Genomic DNA, 25,726 nt, shown 5'->3' with positions numbered 1-25,726 from the left:
GGGCGGCTGCCCCGACGGCGGCCCGGCCGGTTTCACCCGGACCCGGGAAGCCCGAGGTTCTGGTAGATCTCCGTCGTCACCGTGGAGAAATTCATGGTCATGAAATGCAGCCCGGGAACTCCCTCGGAGAGCAGGCGGCGGCACATTCCGGTGGCGTGATCGATACCGATCGCCCGGACGGCCTTCGGATCGTCCTGGTGCTTCAGCATGCTTTCGGAAAGCTCGTCGGGAATGGCGGCGGTGGTCAGTGTCGGAATCCTCCGAAGTGACCGGATACTGGTCACGGGCATGATCTCCGGAATGACCGGAACGGTGCATCCGGCCGATTCCAGCCGATCCCGGAAACGGAGGTAGCTGTCCACATCGAAGAACATCTGGGTGATGGCGTAGTCGGCTCCGGCCCGGCACTTCTCGATGAAGTGCCTGATCTCGAAATCCCAGTCGGGGGACCTCGGGTGCAGGTCCGGGAAGGCGGCCACGCCGACGCAGAAGTCGCCGGACTCCTTGATCAGCCGCACCAGGTCGGCGGCGTACTCCACCCCGTCGGGGTGGCGGTGCCAGGCGCCCAGCGGATCGCCCGGCGGGTCGCCGCGCAGCGCCAGGATGTTGCGAACCCCCTGGTCGGCGTAGTGGCCGAGGATGTTCCGCAGCTCGGCGACGCTGTGGCCGACCGCGGTCAGGTGGGCGGTCGGCGTGAGGGTCGTCTCCTGCGCGATGCGGCCGGTGACGTTCACCGTCCGCTCCCGCGTCGACCCGCCGGCGCCGTAGGTCACCGAGACGAAGGTGGGGGACAGCGCTTCCAGGCGCCGGATCGCGTTCCACAGTCCGACCTCCGCCTCGGCGCTCCGGGGCGGCATGAATTCGAAGGAATAGGAAAGCCTGCCGGTCGCGAGGAGTTCTCGGACGGACGTCGCCCGATCCGTGCGCGTGGAGGGAATTCCGAGTGTCATGGCAGGAGGTTAACCAGCCGGGCTGTCGGTAGTCCTCAGGTGTCCACTCTGTGATACGAATTCTCTCGGAGGTGTGAGTTGGGGGACGGGTGGGGCGGGCGGCACAATGGGGGCATGAAAAGACCTTCGCAGATATTGTCGGGACTGCCCGGATGGGATCGGTGCGCGGTGATGGGAGTCGTGAACGTGACCCCCGACTCGTTCTCGGACGGCGGCCGCTGGCTGGACCCGGGGCGCGCGGTGGACCGTGGACTGCTGCTGGCCGAGCAGGGCGCGGACATCGTGGACGTCGGCGGGGAGTCGACCCGGCCGGGAGCGGCCAGGGTGTCCGAGGAGGAGGAGCTGCGCCGGGTCCTGCCGGTGGTGCGCTCGCTCACCGACAAGGGCGTCCTGGTCAGCATCGACACGATGCGGGCCCGGGTCGCCGAGGAGGCGGTGGAGGCCGGCGCCCGGATCATCAACGACGTCAGCGGGGGCCGGGCCGATGCGGGCATGGCCCGCGCCGCGGCCAGGGCCAAAGTGCCCTTCGTCGTCATGCACTGGCGCGGGCAGTCCGCCCACATGGACGAGCTGGCCGCGTACGAGGACGTCGCGGCCGAGGTGATCCGTGAGGTCGCACGGCAGATGGACGCGGTGGTGTCGGCCGGGGTCGACCCCTCCCAGGTCATCGTGGACCCGGGCCTCGGCTTCGCCAAACGCCGGCAGGACGACTGGGCGCTGCTGGCGTCGCTCGACGCCTGGCGGGTACTGGGCCGCCCGCTCCTGGTGGCGGCCTCGCGCAAGCGCTTCCTGGGCGAGCTGCTGGCCGACCCGCGGACGGGCGAGGCCCGTCCGGCCCGGGAACGCGACGCGGCCACCGCGGCGGCCAGCGTCCTGGCCGCCGCGCAGGGCGCCTGGGCGGTGCGGGTGCACGAGGTCCGCGACACGGCCGACGCCGTCCGGGTCGAGGCCGCGATCCGAAGCAACCGGGTCTGAGAGAGGAAGCACGCGCCATGCCACGTCCGACCGGGCGGAAGGTCTACGCCCACGCCAAGCTGCGTCGACTGCGCCGCGAGCACGGCATGAACCAGGTCGAGCTGGCGCGCGAGCTCGGCATCTCGACCAGCTACCTCAACCAGATCGAGCACAGCCAGCGGCCGCTGACCGCCGCCGTGCTGCTGCGGATCGCCGAGGTGCTCGGGGTCGATCCGGAGTTCTTCTCCGAGGCCGAGGAGGAACGCCTCGGCACCGACCTGCGCACCGCGCTCGCGGACGAGGCCTGCGGCGGAGCCGTGCCGACGGAGGAGATCGCGGAGGTGAGCCGGAACCACCCGGAGGTGGCCCGGGCCCTGGTCGCGCTGCACTGCGGCTACCGCGAGGCGCTCGCGCGCGTCGTCGACCTCGGTGAGCCCGGCACCGGGGCGGTCATCCGCCCGGCCGAACCCCATGACGAGGTCAGGGACTTCTTCTACACCCATCACAACCACATAGCCGCCCTGGACGAGGCGGCGGAGCGGACCGCGCAGCGCCTGGCGACGACGACCGCGGGCCGCACCGCCGCCGCGCTGGCCGCCCGCCTCGGCGAGCGGCACGGGGTGCGGGTGCTGGACGCCGACCACCAGCGGCCCGACCGCGGGCAGCCCGACCATCAGCGGCCCGGCGACCTGCGGCCCGACCGCCGGCAGCTCGACCACCACCGGCCCGGCGACCTGCGGCGCTACGACCCGGCGGCCGGCACGCTGCGGCTCTCACCCTGGCTGGCCGACGGCCAGCGCGCCTTCCAACTCGCCACCCAACTGGCCCTGCTGGAGCACCGGCCGCTGCTCGACACGCTCGTGGCGGCGGCCGGGCCCGGCCTCACCTCACCTCAGGCCGCCGACCTGGCCAGGATCGGCCTGGCCAACTACTTCGCCGGCGCCCTGCTGATGCCGTACACCGCCTTCCACACGGCCGCCGAGGAACTGCGCTACGACATCGACCTGCTCGGCGCCCGCTTCGGGGTCGGGTTCGAGACGGTCTGCCACCGGCTGAGCACCCTCCAGCGCCCGGGCCGGCGCGGCGTCCCGTTCTCCTTCCTGCGCGCCGACCGGGCGGGCAACATCTCCAAGCGCCAGTCCGCGACCGACTTCCACTTCTCCCGCCTCGGCGGCACCTGCCCGCTCTGGACGGTCTACGAGGCCTTCTCCTCGCCCGGCCGGATCCTGACCCAGGTCGCCGAGATGCCGGACGGGAAGCGCTACTTCTGGATTGCTCGCACCGTCTCCCACGGCGGCTTCGGCCACCGCGCGCCGCGGAGCGAGTTCGCCGTCGCGCTCGGCTGCGAGCTGCGCCACGCGCACCGCCTGGTCTACGCCGAGGGCGTCGCGCTCGACGCCGCAGGAGCGGCCACCCCGATCGGGCTGGGCTGCCGGATCTGCGAGCGCCGTGACTGCGCCCAGCGCGCCCGCCCGCCGGCGGGCGGGCGCCTGGCGGTCGAGCCGGACCGCCGCAGCCGCGTTCCCTACGCCGTGCTCGGTGACAGCCCCGGCACCGGGCGCTGGCCGGGGCCGTCGTAGCGGGCGAGCGGGCGGATCAGGGAGTTGTGGGCGAGCTGTTCGGTGATGTGGGCGGTCCAGCCGGTGATGCGGCTCATCACGAAGACGGGTGTGAAGACGGGGGTGTCGAAGCCCATCAGGTGGTAGGCGAGGCCGGCGGGGTAGTCGAGGTTGGGGTGGATGCCCTTGCGTTCCAGCACCGCCTCGCGCAGTGCGGCGTGCAGGGTGGCCAGCCGGGCCGTCCGGGGGTCGGCGCTGCGGGCCACCAGGTCGTCCAGGGCGGCCTGCATGATCGGGACGCGGGAGTCGCCGTGCCGGTAGACGCGGTGGCCGAAGCCCATGATCTTCCGCTTGGCGGCGAGTGCCTCGTCGAGCCACTGCGCGGCCCGGGCGGGGTCGTCGATCTCCTCCAGCATGTGCATCACGGCCTCGTTGGCGCCGCCGTGCAGGGGGCCCTTGAGCGCGCCGATCGCGGCGGTGACGGCGCTGTAGAGGTCGGAGAGGGTGGAGGTGACGACGCGGGCGGTGAAGGTGGAGGCGTTGAAGCTGTGCTCGGCGTACAGGACGAGGGAGATCTCGAAGCAGCGGACCACCTCGGGGGCGGGCACCGCGCCGAAGCACATGTGGAAGAAGTTCTCCGCGTAGCCGAGCCCGGCGTCCGGCGGGATGGGCGCCAGGCCCCGGCGGCGGCGCTGGTCGGCGGCGACGACGGTGGGCAGTTTCGCCAGCAGGGTGAGGGACTTGGCGAGGTGGGGCGCGGGGCGGCCGTCGTCCTCGGTGGGGTCCTCGGCGCCGAAGAAGCTGACGGCGGTGCGCAGTACGTCCATCGGGTGGCAGGTCTCGGGCAGTTTGGCGAGCAGTTCGGCGGTGGTGCGGTCGAGCGGGCGCAGGGCGGCCTCGCCGGCCCGGAACTCCCGCAGCTGTCCGGGGTCGGGCAGTTCGCCGTGCCACAGCAGGTAGGCGACCTCCTCGAAGGAGCGCCGGGCGGCGAGGTCCTGGACGGGGTAGCCGCGGTAGGTGAGGGAGTTGGTCTCCTGGATGACGGTGGAGATCCCGGTGGTGTCGACGACGACACCGGCGAGGCCGCGGTGGATCCCGGGCGCGGTGGTGGGCATGGCTGGTCTCCGATGCGGGGTCAGGCGCCGGGTGGGAGGGTGAAGTCGAAGACGGCCGAGTCGAAGGCCGCGTACTGCTCGTAGCCGAGGAGTTCGTACAGTCGGGAGCGCGGCTGCATGCGCGGCAGCAGCGACTCCTGGGTGCCCTCGGCGGCGAGGGTGCGCAGGCCGTCCTCCACCGCGCCCATGGCCAGGCGCAGCAGGGTGACGGGGTAGAGCGCGATCTCGTACCCGAGGTCCTGGAGGGTGCGGGCGTCGAGGAGCGGGGACTTGCCGAACTCGGTCATGTTGGCGAGCAGGGGGACGTCGACGGCCTTGCGGAAGGCCTCGAACTCGGCCTCGTCGGCGAGGGCTTCGGGGAAGATCGCGTCGGCTCCGGCGTCGACGTAGGCCTTGGCCCGGTCGATCGCGGCGCGCAGTCCTTCGACGGAGCGGGCGTCGGTGCGGGCCATCAGCAGGAAGTCGGGGTCGCGGCGGGCGTCGACGGCGGCCCGCAGGCGGCGGGTCATGTCCTCGCGGGGGACGACGGCCTTGCCGTCGAGGTGGCCGCAGCGCTTGGGGTTGACCTGGTCCTCCAGGTGCAGGCCGGCGAGGCCGGCGTCCTCCATCAGCTGGACGGTGCGGGCGGCGTTCATGGGTTCGCCGAAGCCGGTGTCGGCGTCGATCAGGACCGGGAGGTCGGTGACGCGGGTGGTCTGCTGGGCGCGGGCGGCGACCTCGGTGGCGGTGGTCAGGCCGATGTCGGGCAGGCCGAGGTCGGCGGCGAGGACGGCGCCGGAGAGGTAGGCGGCCTCGAAGCCGAGGTCCTGGATGAGCCGGGCGGAGAGCGGGTTGAGCGCGCCGGGCATCGTCAACAGCCGCCCGGTGGCGAGGCGTTCGCGCAGGGCGCGGCGGCGCTGGGCAGGGGTGGTGCGGGTGTGCAGCATCAGAACAGGCCCTTCGGGAGGAGTGCGTCGAACGCGCGCACGGCCTCGGTGTCGACGGCGGGGAAGAGCTCGTCCAGGTCTGCGGCCTTCAGCTCGGCGAGGTCGGCGGCGGCTGCCAGGAAGCGGTCCTGGTCGGTGGGGGAGACGACGCCCTCGGCGAGGGCGCGGAACTTCCGCTGGTAGGCGGGGCGGTCGAAGGGGCGGGCGCCGGCGGGGTGGGCGTCGGCGACGCCGAGCTCGTCCTCGATCACCGTGCCGTCGTCCAGGGTGATCACCACGCGGCCGCCGAAGGCCCGGTGCTGCGGGTCGGGGTCGTGGTAGCGGGCGGTCCACTCCGGGTCCTCGACCGTGGTGATCTTCTGCCAGAGCGTCACGGTCTCGGGGCGCCGGGCCCGCTCGGGGGCGTAGGAGCGCTCGTGGTGCCAGGCGCCGTCCTCCAGGGCGACGGCGAGGATGTACGGGATCGAGTGGTCGAGGGTCTCCCGGCTCGCGGCCGGGTCGTACTTCTGCGGGTCGCCCGAGCCGGAGCCGATGACGTGGTGGGTGTGGTGGCTGGTGTGCAGGACGACCGAGCGGACGCCGCCCAGCGGTCCGGCCTTCTCGCGCAGCCGCCGGGCCAGGTCGATGATCGCCTGGGCCTGGTACTCGGCGGAGTGCTCCTTGGTGTAGGTGTCCAGGATCGCCCGCCTCGGCTCGTCGGGCGCGGGCAGCAGCACGGTGTAGTCGGACTGCGGGCCGTCGAGCATCCAGGCGAGGAAGCCGTCCTCGCCCTCGTAGACGGGGGACGGGGAGGTCTCGCCGCGCATCGCCCGGTCCACCGCCTCGATCGCGGCCTTGCCGGCGAAGGCGGGGGCGAAGGCCTTCCAGCTGGAGATCTCGCCCTTGCGGGACTGCCGGGTGGCCGTCGTGGTGTGCACGGCCTGCTGCACCGCCTGGTACACCGTCTCGGTCGGCAGCCGCAGCAGCGCGCCGAGCCCGCAGGCGGTGGCCGCGCTCAGGTGCGCGACGTGGTCGATCCGGTGGGCGTGCAGGCAGATGCCCCGCACCAGTGCGACATGGACCTCGTAGGCGGCGACGATGCCGCGCAGCAGGTCGGCCCCGCTGCGGCCGGTGTGCTGGGCGACGGCCAGCAGCGGCGGGATGTTGTCGCCGGGGTGGGAGTAGTCGGCGGCGAGGTAGGTGTCGTGGAAGTCCAGCTCGCGCACCGCCGTGCCGTTGGCCCAGGCCGCCCACTCCGGCGAGACCCGGGTCGGGCTGCCGAACACCCGGGCGCCCGGCGCGCCGCGGTGGGCGAGCGCCTGGGAGCGGGCCACCGCCACGGGCCGGCGCAGCAGCGACGCGACGGCCACCGCCGCGTTGTCGATCACCCGGTTGACGGCCATGCTCGCGCCGGCCGGGTCCAGCTCCTCGGTGCTGGTCGCGACGGCGGCCAGCTTCCAGGCGAGCTGCTCCTCACGCGGCAGGCGGTCGGCACTGGGGTGGACGCGGACGTGGTGCTCGATCACGGGACTCCTCGGGAGTGAGTGACGACTCTGGGGGCTTGCGTGATCGAGCCTGCTGGTCGGACGGCCGATGATCCAGCATGCCAATCGGTGGAATCCGTACGGCGGATTCCTGTGAACCTGCGGATCCTGCGGATCGGTCTCGGAAGGCTAGGATCCACAAGGCCTCATCAGCCGGTGATCACCGCACGTCGCCGCTGGACCGAGCCGGCCCGCCCCCTGCCTCTGAGGTGATCACAGCGAACAGCCTGGTGCCCGAGATCCGGCGACCCGCTGTCCTCCGGTCAGCGCGGTCGGAGGACGGCTCGTGTCGTCACCTGTTGGTCTGGAAGGCCGGTCCGGGCTGGCGGATGGTCAGCAGCGCCGTGCTGGGCGGCGGGATCGGCGAGCGCGGCTGGGTGGTGAACGCCCAGGTCCGGCCGGGCTACAGCCGTATGGACCCGGAGCGGCACCTGGCGGAGCTGGCGGATGCCGAGGGTCTGCGCGGGCCGGGTGTCGGTTTGATGACCGCAGCGGAGGTCGACGATTGCACCTGGGGTGAGGAAGGCGGTGCCGTCGCTCTGGTGACGACCGGCATCGGCGTCCCGACCTGGGCCGCGGCTACCGAGTCACCGACCGGTCCGTACGTCCCGGGGACGATCAACATCCTCGCGGTCGTGCCTGCGCCGGTGGTGGACGCGGGGCTGGTGAACCTGCTGGCGACAGCCACCGAGGCGAAGGTGCAAGCCCTTCTGGACGCCGGCTACTCGTGCTCCGGAACACCGTCCGACGCCGTGTGCGTGGCCGTTCGCACTCCGGTCGACGGCGAGGTGGCCGACTCCTTCGGCGGCCCGCGGTCGGTCTGGGGCGCCCGGCTGGCCCGAGCGGTTCACCGGGCAGTCCTCGACGGGGCGGAGCGTGATCGGATACGGCGTCGAGAGGGGCCGGGCGTGCCGCACCAAGGGCCTCGACCGGACTGCTTCAGGGGGAACGTCTTTTCGGCCGGGCGCATCACTGCCTGAAGTCAGACGCGGTCGAGAAGCTGGGCGATGTGCGGATCGCGCAGCACGTAGAGGACGGTCCGGCCTTCCCTGGTGGCCGACACCGCTCCGGTGACGCGCAGCAGTCGCAGGGCTTGGGACACCGTGGTGTCGCGGATCCCGGTCGCGAGGGCGAGATCGGTGACGCAGATCGGCCCGGCGTGGTGGATCGCGATGAGCAGGGCGAGACGGCCGGGGTCGGCGAGCAGCGCGAACCTCTCGGACAGGGTTCGCGTGCGCTCCCGGTCGGGCGTGGCTCTGCGAGCGGCGCGCATGGCGATCTCGTTGATGGCTGGTCGACCTGGTGGGGTCTGGAACTCCGCGTCCAGTGTTCCGTCCTCATCTGGGGAGCGCTGAAGGCCGATCGGGCGATGTGGTGTCGCCCGGTCGGCCTTCAGCGTTGTGATGGTGGGAAAGTCAGTGCCTCAGTGAGCGGAGGCCGCTGCCTCCGGAGCGGCCTCCTGGGCGATGGAGGCAGTCGGGGCCGGCTTCGGGCTGAGCAGCCGTTCGGCGAGGTGGCCGAACAGCAGACCGAAGGACGTCCAGAGGGTGAGCTGGATGGCGAGCGCCGCGACGCGGAACTGCCAGAGCAGGGTGGCCGAGAAGTCCTCGGGCACCTCGTTGATCGCCGGCAGGAAGGCGTAGGCGAGGCCGGCGGCCACCGCAAAGCCGAGGACGGCCACGACGGTCGCGTACCAGTTGCCCAGGCGCGGCGCGAGCCGCTTACCGACGATCACCGCGGTGATCGCCAGCAGCACGCTGAGCGCCATCATCAGGAAGTACAGCGTGGTGCGCTTGCCGATGGTCTCCGGGTCGCCCACCGAGGGCGGGTTGGCCGGGTACTTGAGGAACGGCACGACGTAGACCGCGACCAGCGCGACGCCGGACAGCAGGGCAGCCGTGGCGCGCGGGGAGAAGCGGCCGACCCGGCCGAGGGCGAAGCAGTAGGCGAGCGCGGCGATGCCGCCGAGCGAGACGCCGTAGACCAGGACGCCCGTGGCCAGGCCGGCGGTGGACTGGAGGGCGCGGCTGACGATCTCCATCTCGGGCGCGCCCGCGGCGTGGGCGTCCTCGTAGGCGATCGCGGCGTCCACCCGGGGCTCGCCGAGCAGGTAGGCGACGATCAGGGCGAGCAGGCCGGCACCGAGGCCGGCCGACATCCCGCGGACGAGCAGGGATCTGACGGTTGCGGAGTTCACGGAGAGGGCCTTCCCCTGGTCAGTGGCAGGGGAAGCCGAGCAGGTGGCGACCGTCGTGCACCCACTCGTGCACGTCCTCGCCGGAGATGAGGGAGGTGGCGCCCTGCTCGGCGCCGACGAAGTAGATGAGGGCCATCAGCAGGATGCCGAAGAAGACGGCCCAGGGCAGGATCTCCTTGACGGAGATGGGGGTGACCGCCGGTGCGGCGGGGGCTGCAGGAGCTATGGGGTGAGCCATGGCCGACCTCCTTGTGGGAACACGCGTCCCGTTCGATGGAGCACCACGGACGACGGAGGCGGGTCTGACTCGCCGACCGGGGGCCGGCTTCACAGTGGCGCGACCGTGCCGGGTTCTCACCGGGCTTCCGCACACCGTCGTCTTGAGTTGTCGCAGGGACGGTACCGTGTCGCAGGCACCCGGCCAAGGGGCTGGGGAACGGCTCACGAGCGCGCGATGGGCGCGGAACGGGCCGTGAATTCCCGTACGTGTGCGCGCGACGGTCCGGTTGAGGGGACAGGAGGACATCGGATGACCGTGCGGGTGATCTTCGTCGCGCCGGCGATCGGATCGGAACTGCGCGAAGTCCGGTTCGGCGACGACGCTCCACCGGACGATGCGGGGCTGGCGGCCGCCCGTGCGGCGGCGGGCTCTCTGCCGGCTGCGCCCCGGTGCTTCACGGCCCCTGCCCGCCGCTGCCGGTTCACTGCCGATGCGCTCGGCATCACCGCTGCACCTGCGGAGGCGCTGGCCGACCTCGACGTCGGCAGCTGGCGTGGCCTCAGCCTCGAAGAGGTTGCCGCGACCCAGCCGGCGGAGGTGTCGTCCTGGCTCGCCGACCCGACGGCCGCCCCGCACGGTGGCGAGTCGGTCACCGACCTGTGCGCCCGCGTCGGCGGCTGGCTCGAGGCCTTGGCCGACCAACCCGGCCGCGTCCTGGCCGTGGCGGAACCCGCTGTGGTTCGGGCTGCCGTAGTCCATGCGCTCGACCTTCCTGCGGTTGCCTTCTGGCGGCTGGACGTCCGGCCGTTGTCCGCCACCGAACTGTCCGGTCGCTCAGGGCGCTGGAACCTGCGCTGCGGGGCGGGTCCGGCACCGTGGTGAGACAGCGTCGCCGCGACCGCCCCGCCTGGGCGTCGGCTGATTCGTTACTGGCGGTGCTCCCACCCGGGTGGGCGGGCGTTTTGGCATCGCTGGTGGCGCAGGAGGTGGCCGACCGGCCAACGACGAGCACGGCCGCTCATCGGGGTTGTGCTCCTGAGCACGTTCACGGAAGAGGAGGACCATGGCTCGCGTACGAGTCGCGGTGTACGTCACGAGACCCACGGCGAGTGGACTGGAACTTCTGTCCTTCGTCCACCGGGACTTCCCCGAGGCCGGTATCCAGGTGCCGGCCGGGGGAGTCGAACCGGGAGAGGACCTGGAGAGCGCGGCTCGGCGTGAATGCTCGGAGGAGACGGGGATCGCGGTGATCCGCGACCTTCACGCCCTGGGGGTCGACCAGTCGCCGCATCCGGAGACGGGGGTGGAACGGGTCACGGTGTTCTTCCACGCCGTGCTCGACCAGGCAGCACCCGATGAGTGGCGACACGTCGTCGGCGGCGTCGGCACCGACGACGGCATGGTCTTCGACTGCCGCTTCGCCCCGCTGGACGAGGTGGGCCCCACACTCGTGGACGGCCAGGACGGCTTCATCGGGATGATTCCCACGCGGGTGCGTCCAGCGGTCGACGGTGCCCGTGGCCTGCTCGCGGCGGGTTCCTGTGAAGCTGCGAAACCTGCGAACCCCGCCGGGGGCCGGCTCCCCGCGGCGGACCGGGACAGCACAGCGCCCCGGTGAGCGCGCGGGTGGCGCGTTCTCCGGGGCGGTGGGTGTGGCGGGCGCGGAGGGGCCGTCAGGCCGAGGGGTGGACGTGGAAGCCGCGCCCGCTCTTGCGGCCGAGCAGTCCGGCCTCGACCATGCGGGAGAGCAGCGGCGGCGGCGCGTAGAGCGGTTCCTTGTACTCCTCGTACATGGACTCGGCGATGGCCTGCACGGTGTCCAGGCCGATGAGGTCGGCGAGTTGGAGCGGGCCCATGGGGTGGGCGCAGCCGTGGACCATGCCGGCGTCGATGTCCGCCGGGCTGGCGTGGCCGGCCTCGGCCATCCGGACGGCGGAGAGCAGGTAGGGCACCAGCAGGGCGTTGACGACGAAGCCGGCCCGGTCGCGGGAGCGGATGACGTGCTTGCCGAGGGTGTCCCGGGTGAAGGCCTCGACCCGGTCGAGGACGGCCGGGGCGGTGTGCAGCGAGGCGACCAGTTCGACGAGCGGCATGACGGGGGCGGGGTTGAAGAAGTGCAGGCCGAGGACGTGGGAGGCGCGGTCGGTGGTGATGCCGAGGCGGGTGACCGGGATGGCGGAGGTGTTGGTGGCCAGGACGGCGTCGTCGGCGACGAGCACCTTGTCCAGGGTGCCGAGCACCCCGGTCTTGACCCGTTCGTCCTCGACGACGGCCTCGACGACGAGCTGGCGGTCGGCGAGCGCTTCCAGGTCGTCGGCGAACAGTAGGTGGGCCCAGGCGTCCGTGCGCTGCTGCTCGTTGATCCGGCCGCGGTCGACGGCGCGGTGCAGCGAGCGGTCGATCCGGGCCCGGGCGGCGCGCAGGGCGCCTCGGCCGGCCTCGCAGACGACGGTGTCCAGGCCGGCGCGGGCGAAGACCTCGGCGATGCCGGAGCCCATCTGCCCGGCGCCGACGACCGCTACGCGGCGGATGTCGTTCATCGGATACCTCCGTGGTCGGGCGGCTCAGGCCGCGGTGCGGATCCGCACGAGGTGGCGGGCGTAGGCCTCGGTGGTGAGGAAGGCGGGCAGTTCGGCGCCGAGGGCGGTCTCCTCCAGGATCCGTACGGCGTCGTCCACGAGCGCCGGGTCGGCGCCTTCGGCGAGCAGGGTGGCGCGCTCACGGTCGATCAGCCGCCGTACGAGGTCGGGGGTGGCGAGCGATCCGCCGGTCAGCCGGGAGCAGTGGTGCTGCCACTGCCAGATCTGGCAGCGGGCGATCTCGGCGGTGGCGACGTCCTCCATCAGGCCGAGGACGGCGACGGCCCCGGAGCCGTCGAGCCAGGCCGTCAGGTAGCGCAGGGCGACGGCGACGTTGGAGCGCAGGCCCTGTTCGGTCGGCAGGCCGACGGACAGCCTGTGCACGCCGAGCAGGTCGGCGGCGGTGACCTCGACGTCCTCGCGGGTGCGGTCGAGCTGGTGCGGGCGGTCGTCGAGGACGGTGTCGAAGGCCGCCCGGCAGGTGGCGACGAGGCCGGGGTGGGCGACCCAGGAGCCGTCGAAGCCGTCGCCGGCCTCGCGCTCCTTGTCGGCGCGGACCTTGGTCAGGGCCGCCTCGTTGGCGGCGGGGTCGCGCTGCGGGATGGCGGCGGCCATGCCGCCGATGGCGTGGGCGCCGCGGCGGTGGCAGGTGCGCACCAGCAGGTCGGTGTAGGCGCGCAGGAAGGGCTGGGTCATGGTGAGGGTGGCGCGGTCGGGCAGGACGTAGTGGGGGCCGTGCGTGGCGAAGTTCTTGATCAGGCTGAACAGGTAGTCCCAGCGCCCGGCGTTGAGGCCGGCGGCGTGCTCGCGCAGCTCGTACAGGATCTCGTCCATCTCGAACGCGGCGGTGATGGTCTCGATCAGCACGGTGGCGCGGATCGTTCCGTGCGGGATGCCCAACTCGTGCTGGGCGAAGGTGAAGACGTCGTTCCACAGCCGGGCTTCGAGGTGGTTCTCCAGCTTGGGCAGGTAGAAGTACGGGCCGCTGCCGCGCTCGATCTGCCGCCGGCCGCAGTGGAAGAGGTGGAGGCCGAAGTCGACCAGGGCGCCGATCGCCGGGCGGCCGTCGATCAGCAGGTGGTGCTCGTCGAGGTGCCAGCCGCGCGGGCGCACGACGATGGTGGCGGGCGTGTCGCCGATCCGGTACCGCTTGCCCTCCGGGGTGGTGTCGTCGATCCGGCGCTCGATCGCGTCGAGCAGGTTCAGCTGGCCGGAGAGCAGGTTGTGCCAGGTGGGGGAGGTGGCGTCCTCGAAGTCCGCCAGCCACACCTTGGCGCCGGAGTTGAGCGCGTTGACGGCCATCCGGCGCTCGGGCGGGCCGGTGATCTCCACCCGGCGGTCGGCCAGGCCGGGGCCGGCGCCGGCGACCCGCCAGGTCGGGTCCTCGCGGACGGCGCGGGTCTCGGGCAGGAAGTCCAGGGTGCCCCCGGCGGCGAGCGCCGTCGCGCGGTGGCGGCGCTCGGCGAGGAGTTCGGCGCGGCGGCCGGCGAAGGCCCCGTGCAGGCGCGCCACGAAGTCCAGGGCGGCGGGGGTGAGGATCTCCTCGAAGCGGTCCTCGTGCTCGCCGAGGACGTCGATGCGGCTGGGCTGGCTCATCCGGTTCTCCAGGTGGCGGGTGGAAGGGCGCCCGGGGCCTCGTCCCTCAACGAGGCCCCGGGCGGCGGGGTGAAGGGCGGTCTCTCCCCAGAGGCCGCCGGGGTGGGCTCAGTGCGCCGGGGACGGCTCAGTGGAACTGCTCGGCCTCGGTGGAGCCGGTCAGGGCCAGCGTCTCGGCGTTCGGGTTGAGCGCGGTGGAGACCAGGTCGAAGTACCCGGTGCCGACCTCGCGCTGGTGCTTCACCGCGGTGTAGCCCTGCGGCACGGCCGCGAACTCGGCCTCCTGGAGGTCGACGTAGGCCGTCATCCCGTGCTCGGCGTAGCCGCGGGCGAGCTGGAACATCGAGTGGTTCAGCGCGTGGAAGCCGGCCAGCGTGATGAACTGGAAGCGGTAGCCCATCGCGCCCAACTCCCGCTGGAACTTGGCGATCTGGTCGTCGTCCAGGGCCGCCTTCCAGTTGAAGGACGGCGAGCAGTTGTAGGCGAGCATCTTGTCCGGGTACTCGGCCTTGAGCGCCTCGGCGAACTCCCGGGCCTGGGCGAGGTCCGGGGTGCCGGTCTCCACCCAGATCAGGTCCGCGTACGGGGCGAACGCGAGGCCGCGCGAGATCACCGGGGCCATGCCCGGCTCGACCCGGTAGAAGCCCTCGGCGGTGCGCTCGCCGGTGCAGAACCGGGCGTCGCGCTCGTCGACGTCGCTGGTCAGCAGGTTGGCGGCGAGCGCGTCCGTGCGGGCCACGATCAGGGTCGGCACGTCGGCGATGTCGGCGGCCAGGCGGGCGGAGTTGAGGGTGCGGACGTGCTGGGCGGTGGGCACGAGCACCTTGCCGCCCAGGTGCCCGCACTTCTTCTCGGAGGCGAGCTGGTCCTCGTAGTGGATGCCCGCCGCGCCGGCCGCGATCATGCCCTTGGTGAGCTCGAAGGCGTTCAGCGGACCGCCGAAGCCGGCCTCCGCGTCGGCGACGATCGGCACCAGCCAGTCCGGCCCGCCGTCCGTCCCCTCCGCCGCGTCGATCCCGTCGGCGCGCAGCAGCGCGTTGTTGATCCGACGCACCACCTGGGGAACGGAGTTGGCCGGGTAGAGGCTCTGGTCCGGGTAGGTCTGGCCGGCCTGGTTGGCGTCGGCCGCGACCTGCCACCCGGACAGGTAGATCGCCTGCAGCCCGGCCCTCACCATCTGCACGGCCTGACCGCCAGTCAGCGCGCCGAGGGCGTGCACGTAGTCCTGCTCGTGCAACTGCCGCCACAGGCGCTCGGCGCCCCGGCGGGCCAGCGTGTGCTCCTCGCGGACGGTGCCGGACAGCCGCACGACCTCGGCCGCCGAGTACGTGCGCTCGATGCCCGCCCACCGCGGGTCGGACGCCCACCGGGCGGCCAGCGCCGCCGCCTGCTGCTCCTGCTGCTGCCGGACCGACTGAGTCATGGGTCTGCTCCCCAGGGTGCTCGTTGCGAAGGTTGTGAGGTGCCTCACCGCAAGGGCGAGTGGGCGGCCGGGCGGTGCCGGGCGGCGGCGTGACACCGCAGGACGTGGATGCCCGGACAGCCTGCCCGGCCGCGACCGACCTGGTGTTTCGCCGCTGTCCTGCGCACCTCCCGGCCGCACCACCGACTCTGGCACCCCGCGAAGCCGCCGTCACCGGTGGACCACTGCCAACTTCTGCGAACGGTCCTCGGCAAATCTGCGAAGGTTGCGACGACTTGGCGCCCCGCGGTGCGGCTAGGCTTCCCGCACCGGATCGGCCGACGCGCCCAGTGGGGGAGAACGACACGATGGGAAAGGCCTTCGCCGGCGCCCGGCTGCGCCGCCTGCGCGAGGAGCGCGGACTCAGCCAGGCCGCCCTCGCCCGGCTGATCGACCTCTCACCCAGCTACCTCAACCAGCTGGAGCACGACGCCCGCCCGCTCACCGTGCCCGTCCTGCTGCGCCTCACCGAGGCCTTCGGCGTCGAGGCCGGGTACTTCGCCCCGCCCGAAAGCGCCCGGCTCACCGCCGAACTGCGCGACGCGCTCGGCGAGGAGCTCGCGGCCGGACGGGTCACCGCCGGGGACCTCGACGAGGTCGCCGCCCGCCTGCCCGCCGTGGCACGGCTGCTCATGGACCTCGGCCGCGGCCGACGGGCGGTCACCGAGCAGCTCGCCGTCCTCGCCGGGGACCGCGGCCCGGCGCCCGACACCCTCACCCCGCACGAACAGGTCCGCGAGTTCTTCTACCGCCGCCAGAACTACCTCCACGAACTCGACACCGCCGCCGAGGAGTTGGCGGCCACCATCGGCCTTCGGCGCGGCGAGGTCAGAACGGTGCTGGCCGACCGGCTCGCCTCCGGCCACGGCGTACGGACCGTCGCCGGAGGCGAGCACCTGCACCGGTACGACCCGCGCAGCAGGGTCCTGAGCCTGTCGGACCGGCTGCGCCCGGGGCAGCAGGCGTTCCGGATGGCCACCCAACTCGCCTACCTGGAACACGATCCGCTGCTGTCCGAACTCGCGGCCCAGGACAGCCCGGAAGGCTCCACCGCCTGGTCGCTCACCCGGATCGGCCTGGCCAACTACTTCGCCGCCGCCCTCGTGCTGCCGTACGCCGCCTTCCACGCCGAGGCCGAATCGGCGCGCTACGACATCGAGCACCTCGCCGACCACTTCGGCGTCGGCTACGAGACGGTCTGCCACCGGCTCAGCACCCTCCAGCGGCCCCGGCTGCGCGGCGTGCCGTTCTCCTTCGTCCGGGTCGACCGGGCCGGCAACGTCTCCAAGCGCCAGTCCGCGACCGACTTCCACTTCTCCCGCACCGGCGGCACCTGCCCGCTGTGGAACGTCTACGAATCCTTCGCCGCCCCCGGCCGCGTCCACGTCCAGGTCGCCGCCATGCCCGACGGCCGGCGCTACCTCTGGACCGCCCGCGCCGTCACCCGCTCACCCGGCGGCTGGGGCCGCCCCGGCAAGACCTTCGCCATCGGCCTCGGCTGCGAACTCCGCCACGCCGCACGGCTCGTGTACTCGGCGGGGCTGGATCTGGGCGACCGGACGGCCGCCACCCCGATCGGGCTCGGCTGCAAGGTGTGCGAACGCCCGGCGTGCCCCCAGCGCGCCGCGCCCGCCATCGGCCGGCCGCTCGCGCTCGACGAGCACACCAGCACCTTCATCCCCTACCCCGCGCTGCCCGACCCCCGGAACTGAAGGCCGCCGGCCGGTGTACCGGCCTGGCCGTCCTTGGCTCGACGCCCACCGGTTCGCGCCCGGCGGGTTCCGGAAATCACCCGGCTGCCCGGAACTTCCCGGCCGTCCGGTCCGACTCCTGTGCCGGGCGCCGTCGCCGACAGCGTCCGGCAGAGCACACCCCCTCACCCCAGGAGCGCGAGCATGTGCGGGATCACCGGCTGGGTGTCCTTCCACCAGTCCCTCCACCAGGACACAGGCCACGGCGCCGCCTCCGTCATCCGGGCGATGACCGACACCATGGCCCTGCGCGGACCCGACGCCGGCGGCGTCTGGCTCGGCCGCCACGCCGCGTTCGGCCACCGCCGCCTCGCCGTCATCGACATCGAGGGCGGCACCCAGCCCATGACCGACCGCCCCGACCACCCGCAGGTGGTGCTCACCTACAGCGGCGAGGTCTACAACCACCACCGGCTGAGATCCGAACTCGCCGCCAAGGGCCACCGGTTCGAGACCCGCAGCGACACCGAGGTGGTCCTGCGCGCCTACCAGGAGTGGGGGGACGCCCTGGTCGACCACCTGGAGGGCATGTACGCCTTCGCCGTCTGGGACGACCGCGAGCAGCGCCTGCTGCTGGTCCGCGACCGGCTCGGGGTCAAGCCGCTGTTCTGGGCCGAAACCGACGGCGGCCTCGCCTTCGGCTCCGAACCCAAGGCCCTGTTCGCCCACCCCGAGGTGACCCCCACCGTGGACGCCGACGGCCTGCGCGAGGCCTACAGCCTCCTGTTCAACACCGGCCCCACCGTCTGGGCCGGCGTCCGCGAGGTGCACCCCGGCAGCCTGCTCGTCCTCGACCGCGACGGCATCCGCGAACGGCGCTACTGGGAGCTGACGGCCCGCCCGCACACCGACGACCCGCAGACCACCACCGAGCTGATCGGCGGCCTGGTCGACCGCGCCGCCCGCACCCAGCTGGAGGCCGACGTCCCGCTGTGCAGCCTGCTCTCGGGCGGCCTCGACTCCACCGTCGTCACCGCCCTGATCGCCGACGAACTCCGCCTCCGCGAAGGGCCGCAGGCCACCCTGCGCTCCTACGCCGTCGACTACAGCGACCAGGCCGAACGGTTCACCGGCGACGTGCTGCGCACCGGCCACGACACCCCCTTCGCCGTCGAGGCCGGCGCGTTCATCGGCACCGAGCACTCCACCGTCGTCCTCGACCCCCGCGCCCTGCTCGACCCGGACAACCGGCGCGCCGTGGTCGCCGCCCGGGACTCGCCGATCGGCGTCGGCGACATGGACACCTCGCTCTACCTGCTGTTCGGGGAGATCCGCAAGCACTCCACCGTCGCCCTCTCCGGCGAGGCCGCCGACGAGGTCTTCGGAGGCTACCCGTGGTTCCACAACCCGAAGGCACTCGCCGCTCGTGCCTTCCCCTGGCTCCTGGTCACCGGGGACCAGGCCGCGATGCCGCTCCACCCCGACCTCGCCGCCCGGCTGCGCATCCCCGAGTTCCGCGCCGACACCTACCGCACCGCCGTGGCCGCCGTCCCCCGCCTCGATTCCGAGAGCGCCGCCGAACACCGCCTGCGCGAGATGCAGCACCTCTCGCTCACCCGCTGGCTGCGCCAACTCCTGCACCGCAAGGACCGCCTCTCCATGGCTCAGGGCCTGGAGGTGCGCGTGCCCTACTGCGACCACCGCCTCGTCGAGTACGCCTTCAACACCCCCTGGGCGATGAAGAACCACGACGGCCGGGAGAAGAGCCTGCTGCGCGACCTCGGCCGGGGCATCGCCCCCGACTCGGTGCTGTGGCGGCCGAAGAACCACTACCCGGCCACCCACCACCCCGACTACAACGCGGGCCTGCAACGGCTGGCCCGCGAGGCACTGGACGCACCGCACGTCCGGGACATCGCCGACGAGACGGTCGTCGGAGCCGCCCTCGACACGCCTGCCGAGCAGTTGCCGTGGGGCCACCGGCTCCGCCTGGAGCGGGTCGTCGACCTCGCGCTGTGGCTCGACCACCACCGCCCCGCCCTGGCCCTCTGACCTCGCGGCCTCGTCGCCTCGCTGGGGTTACTTGCCGGCGGCTGCCATGGAGGTGACGGCCTCCGCGACGGTGGCGCGGTAGTTGCCCATGTGGGGGTTGAGGACGCGGGTGTCGGGGGTGAGCGGGAAGTTGTGGGTGGCGGCGAGGGGCATGTTGGTGTCGTCCTGGTCGGCGAGGACGTTGATCTCGTTGATGTCGGGGGTGGTGCCGGTGGTGGCGCCGCTGGGGTTGAGGTCGATGACGACGTAGGCGTTCTGGCCGGCGGGGACGGGGAAGCGCAGGGTGCCGCTGGCGAGCACCGGCCGGATGTTGTTGCTCTGGTCGCGGGCGGTGGAGTTGCCCAGGTTGACGCCGGGGGAGGAGCTGAGGCTGCAGGCCTTGGCGCCGGTGTTGTGGACGTCGATGACCCGCTGGCTGGGTGCTCCGGGGCGTGCGGTGACGTGGATGGAGAGGTTGTTGATGTCGCAGGGGGCGGCGTCGGTGGGGGCGCTGCCGCCGCCGGGTCGGGTGCTGGTGGAGGGGCTGGTGCCGGACGGCGTGTGGGGTGCGCCGGTGGGGGTGTGTGAGGCGGCGCCGCCGGGCCTCCCCGTCCCCCGGTCGGAACCGGGCCGGGGAGGCCGGGGGGCGTCAGCGCTGGGCGGTCAGGGGCGCGTAGGCGTCGGGGCGGCGGGTGGTGTTGAAGGGGAAGAGTTCGAGCCAGTCGTGGCGCTGGTCGAGGTCGAGGTCGGCGACCAGGACGGCGGCCTCGTCGCGCGGGGCCCGGGCGAGCACGCGGCCGTACGGGTCGACGATGAACGAGCTGCCGTAGAAGGTGAGTTCGCCCTCGGTGCCGATGCGGTTGGGGACGACCATGAAGGTGGCGTTGGCGATGGCGTTGCCGGTGATGACCTGCTGCCACAGCGGCTGGGTGTCGAAGCCGGGGTGGCCCGGCTCGGAGCCGATGGCGGTCGGGTAGACGAGGACGTCGGCGCCGGCGAGGGAGTAGGCGCGGGCGAGTTCGGGGAACCACTGGTCCCAGCAGGTCGGCAAGCCGACGGCGGCGTCGCCCACCGCGGCGAGGGGGAAGGCGTCCTCGCCGGCCGGGCCCTGGCGGAACCAGGTGTCCTCGTAGTAGCCCTCGGTCACGGGGATGTGCAGCTTGCGGGTGCGCTGCACCAGGGTGCCGTCGGGGGCGACGAGGATCGCGGTGTTGTAGCCGAGGCCGTCGGGGCCGTCCGGCCCGTCGGCCTTCTCGAAGAGCGAGGCGTGCACGTGGAGGCCGTGCTCGCGGGCGGCGGCCGCGGCGAACGCGAAGGTCGGGCCGGTGCGCAGGTCCTCGGGCTCGACGGCCTGCGGGTGGTCGGACTGGCGCAGCACGGCGAAGTACGGGGAGAGCGTGAGCTCCTGGAGGGCGACGAGGACGGCGCCCTGTTCGGCGGCGAGGCGGATTCCCTCCAGCAGGCCGGCCCGGTGCTGCTCGGGGTCCGCGTGCCAGCGCTGCTGGACGAGGGCGACCCGCAGGGCGGCGCGCCGGGGTGCGCGGGTGCGGGCCGGGGACGCGGGCGGGTTGAGGGCGGTGATCAGGCGCATGGCGGGTCCTCGGGTCATCTCGGGTCGTGGTGTCGGGAGCAGCGGCCGAAGCTGTGCCGAACCCGTGCCGGAACGTTCCGGCACGGGTGACCCTAAGCTCTGCCGGAACGTTCCGGCAAGAGGATGCGGGCAGCACCGCGGGCGCCCGCACGACGGGTGGCCACCGGTTCTGCGTCTAGACTTCCGGGCTGTGACCAGCCGATCCGTGACCCTGTTCGACGTGGCCCGGGCGGCCGGGGTGTCCAAGAGCACCGCCTCCGACGCCCTCCTCGGATCCGGCCGGGTGGCCGAGGCGACGCGCGAACGCGTCCAGGCCGCGGCCCGGGAGCTCGGCTACCGGCCGAACTCGGCGGCGCGCAGCCTGCGCCGCTCCAGCACCGGGGCGGTGGGCCTGTACCTGCCGCGCACGGCGACCCGCCTCGACTACTACATGAAGCTGGCCTTCGGCGCCGTCGAGCGGGCCCGCGAGGACGGCCTCGACGTGGTGCTGCTCGCCCCCGGGAAGGCGGCGGAGGGCGGGTTGGCCGCCCGGGTCGACGGGCTGATGGTCATCGATCCGGAGGTCGACGACCCGGCCGTGCCCGGCCTGTTGGCCGCAGGCGTGCCCGTGGTCACCGGGGAGCGCTACCTCGGCGGCGGGGCCGCACCCAGCGGATCGGTGGTGTGCGACAACGCCACCTCGCTCGCCGCCCTGCTGGACCACCTCGCGCAGCGCGGCGCCCGCCGCCCGGCGCTGCTGGCCCCCGGCCCGGGATCCGACTGGGCGGCCGCCCTGCGGGCCGCCGCCGCCGACTGGACCGGGCGCCACGGCGTCGAGGTCGTCGTGCGAACCGTCCCGTTCGCGGCCACGCCGACCGAGGCCGAGGCCGCCACCACGGACCTGCTCGCCGGCACCCCGGGCCTGGACGCCGTGGTCTGCGCCCCCGACGGCGCGGTGCCCGGCGTGCTGGCAGCCGTGGCCCGGGCAGGCCTGCGGGCCGGATCCGAGGTGCTGGTGGCCGCCTGCGTCGACGGCGCCGCGGCCCGCGGGTCGAGCCCGCAGGTGACGGCGGTGGACCTGCGCGCGGCGGAGTACGGCCGCGAATGCGCGGCCCTGCTCAGCGACCTGCTGTCGGGCGCGGCGGAACCGGGCGTGGTGCGCACCCACGCCTGGGAGCTCCACGTCCGGTCATCCACCGCCGGGCGCGGCTGACACCTCCGCGCGGCTCACTCCCGGGCCCGGGCCCGGGCTCACTCCCGGGCCCGGACAGGGGCCGGTACCGGGTCGCCGACCGCCCGCAGCCACCTGCGCGCCGCGCGCGCCGACGTCAGGTGGACCAGCGTCAGCCCGGGGTGGGCCGCGAGCCGGTCCAGCGTGCGCCGGCGGTGGACGGAGTGCCTGGCCCAGGCCCAGCGGATCGGGTGTTCCGGGTCCAGCCAGTCGCGGAAGCCCTCGCGGTTGCCGTTCCAGAGCTCGCGGCGGCTGAGCGCCCGGGCGAACGAACGGCGCAGGACGCGGTACATGACGGTCCGCCGGGGCAGGTCGAGCCAGACGTAGGTGTCGGCCCGAGCAGTCAGCAGGTCACCGAGCAGCCGGGTGTACTGGTCCTCGACGACCCAGCGCGAGGTGCTCGCGAACGCCTCGACGTCGGAGCGGAACTCCGGGCGCGGAGTCCAGTTCGGGCCGTGGTGCAGGGCGTCCAGCTCGTACCGCGGCAGGCCGAGCCGCTCGGCCAGCCGCCCGGCCATCGTCGTCTTGCCCGCCCCTGAGATCCCCGCGATCAGCACCCGTTCCACGACCGCCACCTTAGCGAGAGCGAGACGGTGGCGGCGGCCCCGGAGGAGACGGCCGTCCTCGTCTCCGGGGTCGAGGGCGAATACGTTCGTTCGGGTGGATTGGTACCGATAGCGACAGATGGGGCACGGTCCGGCCGCCATGATGCCGTCACGGAACGACAACCCGTAGGGAGCGCCTCACCATGACGACGCAAGGCCGGGCCACCACCGAGACCGGCGACGAACCGCTGGACCTCGCCGACCAGGAGTTGGTCCGCGACCCGTTCACCTCCTACGCGCACATCCGCGAACGCGAGCACCTGGTGCGGGGCCGCGTCCAAGGCGTCGACCCCATGTGGGTGGCGACCCGCCACGACGACATCCGCACGATCATGAGCGATCCCGACTTCACCATCGACGCCGCGACCGTCCCCGGCGCGGAGGTGGCCCACCGCACCGAACAGACCTGGCAGGCCCGCGGCATGTACGCGGGCCACGAGAAGTACCTGCGCGCCGGGATCTTCGACTCGGACGGCGCCGACCACCGCCGGCTGCGCGGCCTGGTCGCCGCCGCGTTCTCCCCGCGCCGCGTGGCCGCGCTGCGCCCCCGGATCGAAGCCATCGCCGCCGACCTGCTCGACCGCCTGCCGGACCACGCCGAGGACGGCGTCGTCGACCTGATCGAACACTTCGCCCGGCCGCTTCCCATCACCGTCATCTGCGAACTCATCGCCGTCCCCGAAGCCGACCGCGACCGCTGGCGGAGCCGCAGCGCGACCCTGGCCGCCGGCACCTGCGGCGAGGAACTGGGTGCGGCGCTCGCCGGCATGGTCGCCGACGCCCACCTCCTCATCGGCCTCCACACCGCCGATCCGGGCGACGACCTCATCTCCGAACTGCTCGCGCCCCACCACGACGACCGCCTGAGCACCGACGAGCTCGTCTCGCTCATCACCAACCTGGTCGTCGCCGGGCACATCACCACCGTCAACCTCATCGCCAACAGCACCGAAGTGCTCCTCGCCCACCCCGACCAGCTCGCCCTGCTGCGCGAGGACCCTTCCCTCATGCCGCACGCCGTCGACGAACTCATGCGCTACTGCGGGCCCGTCGTGCGCGCGTTGCCCCGTTACGCCACTCGCGACACCACCGTCGGCGCCACCCCGGTGTGCGCCGGAGAAGCCGTCCTCCCGATCGTGTCCGCGGCCAACCGCGACCCCGCCGCCTTCGCCGACCCCGACCGCCTCGACCTCGGCCGCACCCGCCACAGCAAGGAGCCCCACCTCGGCTTCGGCCACGGCGCGCACCGCTGCCTGGGCGCACACCTCGCCCAGGAGGAGGCCGCCGTCGCCCTGGCCGCCCTGTTCAGCCGGGTACCCGACCTGCGACTCGCCGTCGCCCCGGAGCACCTGCAACGCGGCACCAACCCGCTCAACTGGCACCTGAAGGCCCTCCCCGTACGCCTCCAACCCCCGACCCACACGGCGTCGGTCTAGCCCGTGCGGGTCGCGTCGGCCGGCGGACCAGGCCGATCAGGAGCTGGTCCGCGATCCGTTCACCTCCTGGCCGGTACTCCAGCCGTAGATCGTGATCACGGACGGGAAGGTCAGACCCGGGACGCTCCGAGGAACCGCAGCACGGCCAGGACGCGGCGGTGGTCCGCGTCGACCACGGGCAGGTCGAGCTTGGCGAAGATGTTGTTGATGTGCTTCGCCACGGCGCTCTCGCTGACCACCAGCGCCTGCGCGATGCCGGCATTGGAGCGCCCCTCGGCCATCAGGCCGAGCACCTCCCGTTCGCGGGGGGTCAGCCGCGCGAGCGGGTCGCTGTCGCGCCGCCGCAGCAGCAACTGGGCGACGACCTGCGGGTCCAGGGCCGTGCCCCCGTCCGCCACTCGCCGGACCGCCGCCACGAAGTCGGCGACATCGGCAACCCGCTGCTTGAGCAGGTAGCCCACACCGCTGGTGTTCGCAGACAGCAGGTCGGCCGCGTACCGCTCCTCCACGTACTGCGAAAGCAGCACCACCGGCGTCCCCGGCCAGCGCCGGCGGATCTCCATCGCCGCCCGCACCCCCTCGTCGGTGAAGCCGGGCGGCATCCGGACGTCGATCAGGGCGAGTTCGGGCCGGTGCTCCGCCACTGCCGCCAACAGCCCCTCCGCGTCGCCGGCTTCCGCGGCGACCTGGAACCCGCCCATCTCCAGCACCTTGATCAGGCCGACCCGCAACAACACCGAATCCTCGGCGATCACCGCGCGCACGGCAGCTCCGCGGTGATGGTGGTGGGCCCGCCAACGGGGCTGCTGACGTGGAAGGCCCCGTCGAGGGAGCCGACCCGCTTGGCCAGCCCGGTCAGCCCCGTGCCGGCAGCGGCGTCGGCACCGCCCAGCCCGTCGTCGGTGACGCGCACTCGCAGCACCTCGCCGACCTGACGGACGATCACCTCCGCGTGCATCGCGTTGGCGTGCTTCGTCGCATTGGTCAGCGCCTCGGAGATCACGAAGTACGCGACCGACTCCACGTTGGGCGCCACCCGCTCCTCCAGATTGACCCGCAGCCGCACCGGCAGGGGCGTGCGGGCAGCCAGCCCGGACAACGCCGCGTCCAGACCTCGGTCTTCGAGCACGGCCGGGTGCAGCCCCCGCACCAGGTCATTGAGTTCGGTGATCGCCTCCTTCGCCTCCAGATGCGCTTTCGCGATCACCTCGCGGTCATCACTCGGCAGGTCCGGGCGGGTGGCAAGGGCCAGACCCAGGTTGACCGCGAGAGACACCAACCGCTGCTGGGTGCCGTCGTGCAGGTCGCGCTCGATCCGGCGGCGCTCCGCGTCGACGGCCTCGATCAAGTCGGTCCGGCTCACGGCCAGCTGATCGACCCGCTCCTGGAGCCGCTGCGCCCGGCTGGGCCCGAGCAGGCCCGACGCCAGCCGCGCCTCGGCCCGGGCGGCTGCCCGCGCGGTCCAGGGCAGGGCGCACAGGAGGAGGAGTCCAGCCGCTGTGTAAGCCGGCAGTTGGGTCAGGTAGCCGAACCAGTCCTGGCGGATTCCGGTTGGCAGCGCCCATGCCCAGGCGTAGGCGGTCACGCCCGCCAGGCCCGCCGCTGCCACCGCGAGCACCAGCAGCTCCAGCAGCGCGAGCAGCGGGCCCAGCAGGAGGTGGTAGCCGATCCTGCGCCAAGGCCGCGTCGCCGCGAGCCACCGGGCGGTCGAGGCCCACGTCCGTTGTTCCGCCGCGGTGGGGGTGGGCCGGGGGACGTCCACACCGATGAGCACCCGGTAGCGAGCCCGCTGAACGGCCGTCAGCACCGGGGTTCCGAGCAGGACCAGGGCGGCCGACAGGGAAACCGTGAGGAGCCAGTTCCCCGTCCTGGCGGTAGTCGTCGCCGCCCAGGCCCACACGGGCACCAGCGCCAGGTGCGGCAGCACACCAGCGGCAAGGAAGCAGGTGTCCCGCCGCGCCCGGAGGGCCGGGCGTCTCAGTCCAGCTGGAATCGTCATGGCACGACGCTAGGGCACCGCAGGAGGACGGTGCCATGAAACCTGTACCCGATCTCATGGTGAACCTAGTGCCCCAGCCGTA

General features: G+C 73.0%; 24 protein-coding genes. 9 read left to right on the top strand and 15 right to left on the bottom strand.

Annotation, left to right across the window (positions count from 1 at the left end; translation table 11 throughout):
* Positions 1-32 precede the first annotated feature (32 nt).
* Positions 33-950, bottom strand: coding sequence for a methylenetetrahydrofolate reductase [NAD(P)H] (gene metF, locus ACFVTF_RS07505; protein WP_387810401.1), 918 nt, complete (start codon positions 948-950; stop codon positions 33-35).
* 114 nt (positions 951-1,064) lie between these two features.
* Between metF and folP the strand changes: the two genes are divergently transcribed.
* Entirely contained in the window at positions 1,065-1,925 is an 861-nt protein-coding gene (folP, locus tag ACFVTF_RS07500) for a dihydropteroate synthase (RefSeq protein WP_387810398.1), read from the top strand.
* Positions 1,926-1,942: 17 nt separating this feature from the next.
* Positions 1,943-3,484: a short-chain fatty acyl-CoA regulator family protein gene (locus ACFVTF_RS07495; protein WP_387810395.1), complete on the top strand. Its 1,542-nt coding sequence runs from the start codon at positions 1,943-1,945 to the stop codon at positions 3,482-3,484.
* Here ACFVTF_RS07495 and ACFVTF_RS07490 read toward each other — a convergent pair.
* From ACFVTF_RS07490 to ACFVTF_RS07480, 3 genes are read right to left on the bottom strand one after another with little or no spacing between them, the layout of a single operon-like run.
* Positions 3,430-4,578 carry a bifunctional 2-methylcitrate synthase/citrate synthase gene (locus tag ACFVTF_RS07490; RefSeq protein ID WP_387810392.1) on the bottom strand — a complete coding sequence of 383 codons (1,149 nt, stop codon included), beginning with the start codon at positions 4,576-4,578 and terminating at the stop codon, positions 3,430-3,432. The genes ACFVTF_RS07495 and ACFVTF_RS07490 overlap by 55 nt on opposite strands.
* A 20-nt stretch (positions 4,579-4,598) precedes the next feature.
* Positions 4,599-5,504, bottom strand: coding sequence for a methylisocitrate lyase (gene prpB, locus ACFVTF_RS07485; RefSeq protein ID WP_387810389.1), 906 nt, complete (start codon positions 5,502-5,504; stop codon positions 4,599-4,601).
* Positions 5,504-7,009 (bottom strand): MmgE/PrpD family protein, encoded by a 1,506-nt coding sequence (locus tag ACFVTF_RS07480; protein ID WP_387810386.1) that lies wholly within the window; start codon positions 7,007-7,009, stop codon positions 5,504-5,506. The genes prpB and ACFVTF_RS07480 overlap by 1 nt, the downstream gene beginning before the upstream one ends.
* A gap of 227 nt (positions 7,010-7,236) precedes the next feature.
* Here ACFVTF_RS07480 and ACFVTF_RS07475 point away from each other — a divergent pair, with 227 nt between their 5' ends.
* Positions 7,237-8,007 carry an adenosylcobinamide amidohydrolase gene (locus tag ACFVTF_RS07475; RefSeq protein ID WP_387810383.1) on the top strand — a complete coding sequence of 257 codons (771 nt, stop codon included), beginning with the start codon at positions 7,237-7,239 and terminating at the stop codon, positions 8,005-8,007.
* 2 nt (positions 8,008-8,009) lie between these two features.
* Here the strand turns inward: ACFVTF_RS07475 and ACFVTF_RS07470 are convergent, their stop codons facing one another.
* The 3 genes from ACFVTF_RS07470 to ACFVTF_RS07460 form a co-directional block, all read right to left on the bottom strand.
* Positions 8,010-8,300, bottom strand: coding sequence for an ArsR/SmtB family transcription factor (locus ACFVTF_RS07470; protein WP_387810380.1), 291 nt, complete (start codon positions 8,298-8,300; stop codon positions 8,010-8,012).
* A 150-nt stretch (positions 8,301-8,450) separates the two neighbouring features.
* Positions 8,451-9,224 (bottom strand): CbtA family protein, encoded by a 774-nt coding sequence (locus ACFVTF_RS07465; protein WP_387810377.1) that lies wholly within the window; start codon positions 9,222-9,224, stop codon positions 8,451-8,453.
* Positions 9,225-9,243: 19 nt separating this feature from the next.
* Positions 9,244-9,462, bottom strand: coding sequence for a CbtB domain-containing protein (locus ACFVTF_RS07460; protein ID WP_387810374.1), 219 nt, complete (start codon positions 9,460-9,462; stop codon positions 9,244-9,246).
* A gap of 291 nt (positions 9,463-9,753) precedes the next feature.
* Between ACFVTF_RS07460 and ACFVTF_RS07455 the strand changes: the two genes are divergently transcribed.
* Positions 9,754-10,326, top strand: coding sequence for a histidine phosphatase family protein (locus ACFVTF_RS07455; protein ID WP_387810371.1), 573 nt, complete (start codon positions 9,754-9,756; stop codon positions 10,324-10,326).
* A 181-nt stretch (positions 10,327-10,507) separates the two neighbouring features.
* Complete coding sequence (locus ACFVTF_RS07450; protein WP_387810368.1) at positions 10,508-11,062, top strand: NUDIX domain-containing protein; 555 nt, start codon at positions 10,508-10,510, stop codon at positions 11,060-11,062.
* Between the two features lie 55 nt (positions 11,063-11,117).
* On the opposite strand, the gene ACFVTF_RS07445 is transcribed toward ACFVTF_RS07450, so the two are convergent.
* The 3 genes from ACFVTF_RS07445 to aceA all read right to left on the bottom strand — a co-directional run bounded on the left by ACFVTF_RS07445 (position 11,118) and on the right by aceA (position 15,042).
* On the bottom strand, positions 11,118-11,984 hold the full coding sequence (locus ACFVTF_RS07445; protein WP_387810365.1) for a 3-hydroxybutyryl-CoA dehydrogenase: 867 nt from the start codon (positions 11,982-11,984) through the stop codon (positions 11,118-11,120).
* Positions 11,985-12,008: 24 nt separating this feature from the next.
* Entirely contained in the window at positions 12,009-13,619 is a 1,611-nt protein-coding gene (aceB, locus tag ACFVTF_RS07440) for a malate synthase A (protein WP_387810362.1), read from the bottom strand.
* Positions 13,620-13,746: 127 nt separating this feature from the next.
* Positions 13,747-15,042 carry an isocitrate lyase gene (gene aceA / locus ACFVTF_RS07435; protein ID WP_387810358.1) on the bottom strand — a complete coding sequence of 432 codons (1,296 nt, stop codon included), beginning with the start codon at positions 15,040-15,042 and terminating at the stop codon, positions 13,747-13,749.
* A gap of 347 nt (positions 15,043-15,389) precedes the next feature.
* Between aceA and ACFVTF_RS07430 the strand changes: the two genes are divergently transcribed.
* Positions 15,390-16,793, top strand: coding sequence for a short-chain fatty acyl-CoA regulator family protein (locus ACFVTF_RS07430; RefSeq protein WP_387810355.1), 1,404 nt, complete (start codon positions 15,390-15,392; stop codon positions 16,791-16,793).
* 183 nt (positions 16,794-16,976) lie between these two features.
* A complete protein-coding gene (gene asnB / locus ACFVTF_RS07425) occupies positions 16,977-18,824 on the top strand; it encodes an asparagine synthase (glutamine-hydrolyzing) (protein ID WP_387810352.1) in 1,848 nt (615 codons plus the stop codon).
* Positions 18,825-18,851: 27 nt separating this feature from the next.
* Here the strand turns inward: asnB and ACFVTF_RS07420 are convergent, their stop codons facing one another.
* Together ACFVTF_RS07420 and ACFVTF_RS07415 are read right to left on the bottom strand one after the other, a co-directional pair.
* Complete coding sequence (locus ACFVTF_RS07420; RefSeq protein WP_387810769.1) at positions 18,852-19,286, bottom strand: hypothetical protein; 435 nt, start codon at positions 19,284-19,286, stop codon at positions 18,852-18,854.
* Between the two features lie 166 nt (positions 19,287-19,452).
* On the bottom strand, positions 19,453-20,394 hold the full coding sequence (locus ACFVTF_RS07415; protein WP_387810349.1) for a nitrilase-related carbon-nitrogen hydrolase: 942 nt from the start codon (positions 20,392-20,394) through the stop codon (positions 19,453-19,455).
* Between the two features lie 190 nt (positions 20,395-20,584).
* Here ACFVTF_RS07415 and ACFVTF_RS07410 point away from each other — a divergent pair, with 190 nt between their 5' ends.
* Positions 20,585-21,586, top strand: a complete 1,002-nt coding sequence (locus tag ACFVTF_RS07410) for a LacI family DNA-binding transcriptional regulator (protein ID WP_387810346.1) — start codon at positions 20,585-20,587, stop codon at positions 21,584-21,586.
* A 38-nt stretch (positions 21,587-21,624) separates the two neighbouring features.
* Here the strand turns inward: ACFVTF_RS07410 and ACFVTF_RS07405 are convergent, their stop codons facing one another.
* The gene (locus tag ACFVTF_RS07405) at positions 21,625-22,170 is read right to left on the bottom strand and encodes an adenylate kinase (protein ID WP_387810343.1); all 546 of its coding nucleotides are present in this window, start codon (positions 22,168-22,170) and stop codon (positions 21,625-21,627) included.
* 182 nt (positions 22,171-22,352) lie between these two features.
* Here ACFVTF_RS07405 and ACFVTF_RS07400 point away from each other — a divergent pair, with 182 nt between their 5' ends.
* Positions 22,353-23,645, top strand: a complete 1,293-nt coding sequence (locus tag ACFVTF_RS07400; protein WP_387810340.1) for a cytochrome P450 — start codon at positions 22,353-22,355, stop codon at positions 23,643-23,645.
* Positions 23,646-23,755: 110 nt separating this feature from the next.
* On the opposite strand, the gene ACFVTF_RS07395 is transcribed toward ACFVTF_RS07400, so the two are convergent.
* A complete protein-coding gene (locus ACFVTF_RS07395) occupies positions 23,756-24,409 on the bottom strand; it encodes a response regulator (RefSeq protein WP_387810337.1) in 654 nt (217 codons plus the stop codon).
* Positions 24,397-25,644, bottom strand: coding sequence for a sensor histidine kinase (locus ACFVTF_RS07390; protein ID WP_387810334.1), 1,248 nt, complete (start codon positions 25,642-25,644; stop codon positions 24,397-24,399). Before ACFVTF_RS07390 ends, ACFVTF_RS07395 begins: the two co-directional genes overlap by 13 nt.
* Between the last annotated feature and the right edge of the window lie 82 nt (positions 25,645-25,726).

The organism is Kitasatospora sp. NPDC057940 (assembly GCF_042887425.1).
Classification (GTDB): domain Bacteria; phylum Actinomycetota; class Actinomycetes; order Streptomycetales; family Streptomycetaceae; genus Kitasatospora.
The sequence above is the reverse complement of the archived record's forward strand: the minus strand, read 5'-3'. Positions and strand labels throughout refer to the sequence as shown.

What these genes read in the sequence shown, in the direction of transcription:
- ACFVTF_RS07470 (WP_387810380.1), bottom strand. Translation starts at nt 8,300, where the DNA reads ATGCGCGCCGCTCGCAGAGCCACGCCCGACCGGGAGCGCACGCGAACC.
- aceA (WP_387810358.1), bottom strand. Translation starts at nt 15,042, where the DNA reads ATGACTCAGTCGGTCCGGCAGCAGCAGGAGCAGCAGGCGGCGGCGCTG.
- ACFVTF_RS07430 (WP_387810355.1), top strand. Translation starts at nt 15,390, where the DNA reads ATGGGAAAGGCCTTCGCCGGCGCCCGGCTGCGCCGCCTGCGCGAGGAG.
- ACFVTF_RS07455 (WP_387810371.1), top strand. Translation starts at nt 9,754, where the DNA reads ATGACCGTGCGGGTGATCTTCGTCGCGCCGGCGATCGGATCGGAACTG.
- folP (WP_387810398.1), top strand. Translation starts at nt 1,065, where the DNA reads ATGAAAAGACCTTCGCAGATATTGTCGGGACTGCCCGGATGGGATCGG.
- aceB (WP_387810362.1), bottom strand. Translation starts at nt 13,619, where the DNA reads ATGAGCCAGCCCAGCCGCATCGACGTCCTCGGCGAGCACGAGGACCGC.
- ACFVTF_RS07390 (WP_387810334.1), bottom strand. Translation starts at nt 25,644, where the DNA reads ATGACGATTCCAGCTGGACTGAGACGCCCGGCCCTCCGGGCGCGGCGG.
- metF (WP_387810401.1), bottom strand. Translation starts at nt 950, where the DNA reads ATGACACTCGGAATTCCCTCCACGCGCACGGATCGGGCGACGTCCGTC.
- ACFVTF_RS07490 (WP_387810392.1), bottom strand. Translation starts at nt 4,578, where the DNA reads ATGCCCACCACCGCGCCCGGGATCCACCGCGGCCTCGCCGGTGTCGTC.
- ACFVTF_RS07495 (WP_387810395.1), top strand. Translation starts at nt 1,943, where the DNA reads ATGCCACGTCCGACCGGGCGGAAGGTCTACGCCCACGCCAAGCTGCGT.
- ACFVTF_RS07415 (WP_387810349.1), bottom strand. Translation starts at nt 20,394, where the DNA reads ATGCGCCTGATCACCGCCCTCAACCCGCCCGCGTCCCCGGCCCGCACC.
- ACFVTF_RS07460 (WP_387810374.1), bottom strand. Translation starts at nt 9,462, where the DNA reads ATGGCTCACCCCATAGCTCCTGCAGCCCCCGCCGCACCGGCGGTCACC.
- prpB (WP_387810389.1), bottom strand. Translation starts at nt 5,504, where the DNA reads ATGCTGCACACCCGCACCACCCCTGCCCAGCGCCGCCGCGCCCTGCGC.
- ACFVTF_RS07450 (WP_387810368.1), top strand. Translation starts at nt 10,508, where the DNA reads ATGGCTCGCGTACGAGTCGCGGTGTACGTCACGAGACCCACGGCGAGT.
- asnB (WP_387810352.1), top strand. Translation starts at nt 16,977, where the DNA reads ATGTGCGGGATCACCGGCTGGGTGTCCTTCCACCAGTCCCTCCACCAG.
- ACFVTF_RS07445 (WP_387810365.1), bottom strand. Translation starts at nt 11,984, where the DNA reads ATGAACGACATCCGCCGCGTAGCGGTCGTCGGCGCCGGGCAGATGGGC.
- ACFVTF_RS07400 (WP_387810340.1), top strand. Translation starts at nt 22,353, where the DNA reads ATGACGACGCAAGGCCGGGCCACCACCGAGACCGGCGACGAACCGCTG.